The organism is Candidatus Latescibacter sp. (assembly GCA_030692375.1).
Classification (GTDB): domain Bacteria; phylum Latescibacterota; class Latescibacteria; order Latescibacterales; family Latescibacteraceae; genus JAUYCD01.
In genome coordinates, this window is the sequence record JAUYCD010000161.1 from 1 (window position 1) to 6,467 (window position 6,467).

Genomic DNA, 6,467 nt, shown 5'->3' on the forward strand with positions numbered 1-6,467 from the left:
CGCCCCCCCTGCGGTGACCGCTGATAAATCGGGAATATATGTCGCCCATCCCGAAGGGGAAGTTGTTATCCGCTTATCCCCGCAGGGTGATATTATCTGGATGAACGAAGCGGGAGACCTGATAGGGGACCGGGACGGGGATGGGAAAAGCTTTGTCTACGGCATCGGCGCCGACAAGTTCGGGATTTCTTATGTGAATACCACAGGAACTTCCGCGCGATGCGGGGTACTGGGGCCGGATGGCCGCGGGCTGTTCCGGGTGATCCCGGGTCAGCTTCCCGGGCTGCGTGTCAGCTCGGTTGTCCCGATGATCGAGGGGAAAGAGAGCGACGGCCTCTATTTTGTTACACGGGGAGGCGATGTCCCCTATGTTTTCCATGTGCCGTTCACTGTTCGAACCGGCACGATTGTGGAAAAGGAGTAGCAAAGAAGTCTTAACCATGATTCATAGGATTTTAGGATTACTATGATAAATGATCCGGCAAAAAATATTAAAAAGCTCTCTAAATTGACGAAAACCTCACCCGGCCTTCGGCCACCCTCTCCGAATTTGGAGAGGGTAAAAACATAGCCAGCAATGAGTTACCCCCTCTCCTGACTAGGAGAGGGGGACAGGGGGTGAGGTTTAAAACACCAGAAAACAATGTAAAAATTACTTTTGCCGGATCATCTTTATAAATAGATAAAAAAAATCATACAAATCTTGGTTCAGACAATTTTTCAAAATTCATGACAAAACGGGCTTCTGCCCGGAGTGAGGACTGTATGCGCGGCTGTCATCGTTCAATAACTTCCTGTGCTTTCGCATGGTGTATGTACCTGATTCTATTTACCCCCTGTTTCGGAGATGATGTGGTCATTGTACAAAATCAAAAGTCCGGTGCAGTTATATCCGTTCCCGCAGATGCATCGAAGCAGGCGCTCGATGCGGCGAAATCCCTTACGGATTACATCGAAAAAAGCACCGGCGTAAAACTTGCGGTTGGCAGCGACATCAGGGATGAGAAAAATGTGGTGATTCATGTGGGGAATGATCGCTACGTTCAAAATCTCAGGCTCGATTTAAAAAATCTTGATGCCGACGGATTTGTGATCGGGTTTCCCGATCCAAAGAATATTGTGATTGCCGGACCCACAGACTGGGGAACCGAATTCGGGGTATACGACTTTCTCGAGCGGTATGTGGGGGTGCGCTGGCTGATGCCGGGAGAGGACGGCGAGGATGTTCCCCAGCATCAGACGCTCAGAATTCCGATGCGTGATATCCGCGAAGAACCGGCCTTTTTCTCACGCCAGTTGAGCTCGCCCAACGGCCCGGGATTTGTCCGGAGGAACCGTCTTCACAGCCGGGTAGATTTTCACCACAACCTCCTCAGGCTTTTCCCGGCGAGCAAATACGGGAAAACACACCCGGAGTTTTTCCCCATCTGGGATGGAAAACGGTACATTCCGCCCACTGACGACGATTGGCGCTGGGAGCCGTGTTTCTCGGCGGACGGGATTGTCGAGGAAGCGGTCAAAAACATCAAAGCCTATTTCAAAGCCAACCCGAACGCCACCTCGTATTCTCTCGGGATGAATGACTCCGACCATTTCTGCCAGTGCGAGAAGTGCCTGGCCAAAGAAGATAAAGCGAAGAATTTCCTTGGATACCGGAATTACTCAGACATTTATTTCGAATGGGCAAACAAGGTGGTTAAAGAAGTCCTGAAGGATTACCCGGACAAATGGTTCGGAACCCTGGCCTACTGGAACCTCGCCCAGCCCCCGAAAAAGGTGAAGGTACATCCCCGGATCATTCCCTACATGACCTATGACCGGATGGGCTGGATCGATCCGGGTCTTAAGGCCGAAGGTCATCGTATTACCGAGTGGTGGAAATCCATGAGTCCCACCCTCGGATGGTATGATTACATCTATGGGTCGCCATACCTGCTCCCCCGGGTCTATTTTCACCAGATGGGAGAGTATTTACAGTATGGGTATGAGGCCGGAGTCCGGGTGTCGTACGCGGAAATCTACTATAACTGGGGCGAGGGACCGAAAGAGTATCTGCATTTGAAACTGCTCTGGAATCCGCGCCTCGACATCGATGCCACCCTCCGCGAGTGGTATGAGCGGGCGGTGGGAAAAGACGCCGCCCCGGAGCTTGCGGCTTACTATTCATTCTGGGAAAAATTCTGGACCGAACGGATACAACAATCTTCCTGGTACAGCAGGGAAGGCCAGTTCATGCGCTTTACCATGCCCGGATATTTGGACATTGTAACAAAAGCGGATATTGCCAAAAGCCGGAAATGGCTGGAAAATGCCGTGGCGAAAGCCCGCACCGCAAAACAGAAGAAACGCGCCGGCCTCCTGCTCCGTGCTTTCGAGTACTATGAAGCGTCCGCTTACAGCTTTCTCGATGAATGGAAAGCATTCAACTCGTATCCGAAATCCCCAAAGGAAGCGCTGGGCCTCCTGAACAGCGTGGAAGAGTATGTTTCCATGAAGGAAAAACGATTCAGGCTGGTTGATACATTTAAAAAAGATCCGGTATTGAATCATCCCATAGAACCGACGAGATATCGCCCTCTTATGGGAGACCTGTTTGGCTGCTACCCCCTGTGGGCAGCGTATGAATGGGCGGGGAAAAATGATGGAGCGGTGAGAAAGAAAATCAGCGAAATGGTTTCTTCGAAAGAAAATGCAGTCTCCGGCCATGCGAAATTGCTAACCGATGTGCTCAACGGAGGGGCTAAACCGATCTCAGCGAATGCATCGTTTGAAAAATCATCGGAAGGCTGGGAAATTACTTCCAAGGGCGGAAATGTATCCTGGACCGCTGCCGCCGGCCATACTCAAAACGGCTCGCTTCTTGTAACAGGGATCGGAACCTGTGTACTCGAGCAAAAAGCGCCGATCCCCGGACATGGAACTTATACATGCCTGGCGTTTGTGAAAACTGAAGGAGAACCGGATCGTAAAGGGAGAATCGAGCTGACCCTTTCGCTGGACTCCGGGACCGTAACCAACACTCCCTGGGCTGCCTTGCAAGGCTGGCACAGCACTTCAGTGAAACCGCAGGCAGGCGCCTGGATACCAGCGGCTACAACGGTTGAGACAAAAGGTCTTTCCGGTGAGGAAGCGGCTTTATGGGACCCGGATTCCAGCCAGAGCAGCTTAAGAAAAACAGGTCAGTCGGGTGAACTGCCAGGGTACCTGATTATCAGGCTGACATTGAAGGATTTCGATAAAAACAGCCGGGTGTATATAGATGATGTCGGGCTGTATCGTCAGGAGTGAGTAGACGTTTTAAAAGGATTGTGAAAAAGTCACCCTATTGATTAAATTGATAATATAGATCCCGAAACGAGTTCAGAATGACCGGTGCTCCGTGTCATGCCGAACTTGTTGCCGCTTCGCGGGAACGATAAAACCGTTTCGGCATCTAAGGGGGCGCAATGGCCGAAGGGGAGAAAATAAATGATTCCCCGCCCGATCCGAAAAGAAGAAAATTCGGGCAGCTGGCTCTTTCCGGCATTCTGGGAGGATATTTACCTTTCACAGATACTGCCCTGGGTGCTGAGAAAAACGCAGGGAGCGGAATGGTGTCAATAGCGCCGGGAATAAAGCTGGCCGAGATTGTAAACGGCATGCCCGACGACAATCAGTTTCTTTTCCTGAAACAGTTGGGGGTAGAATACATCGAAGCATGGATCCCGGGAGCCGTTGTCACGCTCGACGATATCATGGCGCTGCGCCGCAAGGTCGAGTCGGCCGGAATGCGCCTGTTCAGCACCGACATCCTCGACGCCTACAATTCGGATAAAATCCACCTGGGTCTCCCGGGCCGTGACGAAAAAATCAGCCAGTTCAACGATTTTATCCGGAACCTGGGAAAAGCCGGATTGCATACCACCACCTACGCCTGGTCGAGCGGCAGTGTATATTTGACCGGGTATGCCGACTCTAGGGGCTGCAGGACACGGGCTTTCGATCAGGATGAGGCAAAAAAGAAGCCGCTCGCGTATGGCCGTGAATACGAGGACGAAGAATTATGGGACAACTACGCCTATTTTATCAGGAAAGTCCTTCCTGTGGCGGAAGAGGCCGGTGTAAGGCTGGCCCTGCACCCCTGCGATCCGCCGGTATCGCTCTGTGGAGTGCCCCAGATTTTCCGTGATAATGCATCTTACCGCCGGGCGCTGCGGATTGCAGGATACAGTAAATACTCCGGGATAAGCTTTTGTGTCGGCACCTGGGCGGAGATGCTCGGACCGGACGAAAAAGGGGAGGATATCCTCGGCGCCATCAGTGAATTCGGGAAAACCGGTAACATATTTACCGTTCACTTCCGGAATGTCAGCTCCCCGCTTCCGCGGTTCCACGAGACCTTCGCGGACAACGGATATGTGGATATGTATCAGGTTATGAAGGCGTTCCGTGAGGTAAATTTCAATGGAACGATGGTGCCTGATCATGTCCCCGCTTTCCAGGATGAGAAAAGGATGGGACATCTCGGAGTCAGCGGGAATGCTTATACCATCGGGTATATGCGCGCGCTTTTGGAAAGGGTGAATGCAGAGGCCAAATAAAACCGGCAGGTAAAAAAACGTTCGCAGGAAGCGGACGTTTTCATTTTTTAAGCGTCAGTTTCTGCATTTTTGTACCTCCTGTATGTTTTGTTTTCATTTGCTTTCTATCCGCTTTCTGATTAGACGTGATCGGTATGGCAAAATATTTCAAATTTTTCAACGCCGCGATAAACGTCATCCATTCTTTTATCCTGTCTTGACATTATTCTCCCGCCGCAGTATACTCTGAACCATGCCTCCGCCAGGCTATATTGTCAATAATTACTTTCCTGCTGACCTATTCGGATTATCCGGTTAGGTCATTTGGTAAGTATTTTTGAAAATATTGTATTGTGATTGAACATTTAGATCCTGAAACGAGTTCAGGATGACACGTGTCATGCCGAACTTGTTTCGGCATCTACATATACGTACACGAACCTTATCTAGTGACATACCTGGATAGGATTATCTTTTTGTTGGAGAACTTGTATGAAAAACAGCATCGCCGAAATACCCCGTGAGATTCTCGAAACTCTCATCGATATCCGTCATGTATTACATCGTTACCCCGAAACTGCTCATAAAGAATTTAAAACAGCCGAAACTATCGAAACCTTCCTCGACGGTATCGGAGTGCGCCATTCCCGTTGCGCCGAAACCGGGGTGGTGGCGCTTGTCGGAAAGGAAGGCGGCCGTACCGCAGCTTTGCGCGCCGATACAGATGCGATCGAGGTGCAGGATATTTCCGGGCTTCCGTATACATCGGTAAACAAGGGAGTCTCGCACGCCTGCGGCCATGACGGGCATATAACGATTCTTCTCGGAACCGCCTGGGCGCTGAAACAGATTGAATCCGCTCTGCCGGGAGTAGTGAAACTCATTTTTCAGCCTGCCGAAGAGAGCGGAACCGGCGCTGCAAGAATGATCCGGGATGGGGCGCTTTCATCACCGGTTCCCGATGCGATTTTCGCGTTGCATGGCTGGCCCGGTATTCCGCTGGGCAGGATCGGCTGCCGCTCCGGGCCGGTCATGGCGGCAGTGGACAGTTTCAGGATCACTGTAAAAGGCAGCGGAACCCACGGCGCCATGCCTCATACCGGAGTGGATCCCATCACCATCGCCGCCCGGATTATCGAGGGTATTCAACTGGTCCGGTCGAGAATGATCGATCCGCTCATCCCCTTTGTCGTATCCGTGGGGTCTATCCACGGGGGTTTTTCGGTAAATGTCATACCCGACGAGGTTGTCATGGGCGGGACTATCCGCACTCTGGAGCGTGAAACGCGCGCAGAAATCATCGGCCACCTTGAACGCATGGCCCGGTCGACTGCTCAGGCTTCAGGCGGGAAAGCGTTTTTCGAGATAACCGAATCCTTTCCGCCGAACATCAATGACGACCGTGCGATTGACCTGGTGCGGGATGCTGTACGTGAAACGCTGGGCCCGGAGAATATTGTGGAGATGAAGACACCAACCATGGGCGGAGAAGACTTTTCCTTTTTCCTGGAAAAAATTCCCGGGGCTTATTTCAAGCTGGGGGTAGGCGACCGCTTCCCTCTTCACAACCCGGCATTCGATTTCGATGACCGGGCGATCCCGGTCGGTATCGGGGTCATGACGGGAGTGGCGGTACGATTTCTGGAACGGGGATTTTGAAAAGACGGAATCCAGAAGACAGAATACAGAAGAAAAGATTAAACGGGTATGTCATTAAGTGAGCAAAGGTGATCTTCCGAAAGGTTAATCCCCCCTGCCCCCCTTACTAACCCGGATTATTCATAAAGTTAAATAGGTATTATCTCAACTTATTTTTAAACAAACACTTAAGCCTACTTTTTTGAAGGCAGCCCCCTAAATCCCCCAAAGGGGGACTTGGTATGGTAAAGATAATAACATGTAAGTTCA

The 6,467-nt window shown here is 51.2% G+C and carries 4 protein-coding genes; all 4 read left to right on the plus strand.

Annotated elements, in window-relative coordinates:
• Window positions 1–424 (plus strand): hypothetical protein (locus Q8O92_09735; GenBank protein ID MDP2983594.1); only part of this gene is annotated, 424 nt, incomplete at its 5' end.
• Window positions 425–852: 428 nt separating this feature from the next.
• Complete coding sequence (locus Q8O92_09740) at window positions 853–3,288, plus strand: DUF4838 domain-containing protein (protein ID MDP2983595.1); 2,436 nt, start codon at window positions 853–855, stop codon at window positions 3,286–3,288.
• 158 nt (window positions 3,289–3,446) lie between these two features.
• A complete protein-coding gene (locus Q8O92_09745) occupies window positions 3,447–4,580 on the plus strand; it encodes a mannonate dehydratase (GenBank protein MDP2983596.1) in 1,134 nt (377 codons plus the stop codon).
• Between the two features lie 471 nt (window positions 4,581–5,051).
• Window positions 5,052–6,218: a M20 family metallopeptidase gene (locus Q8O92_09750; protein ID MDP2983597.1), complete on the plus strand. Its 1,167-nt coding sequence runs from the start codon at window positions 5,052–5,054 to the stop codon at window positions 6,216–6,218.
• Window positions 6,219–6,467 lie beyond the last annotated feature (249 nt).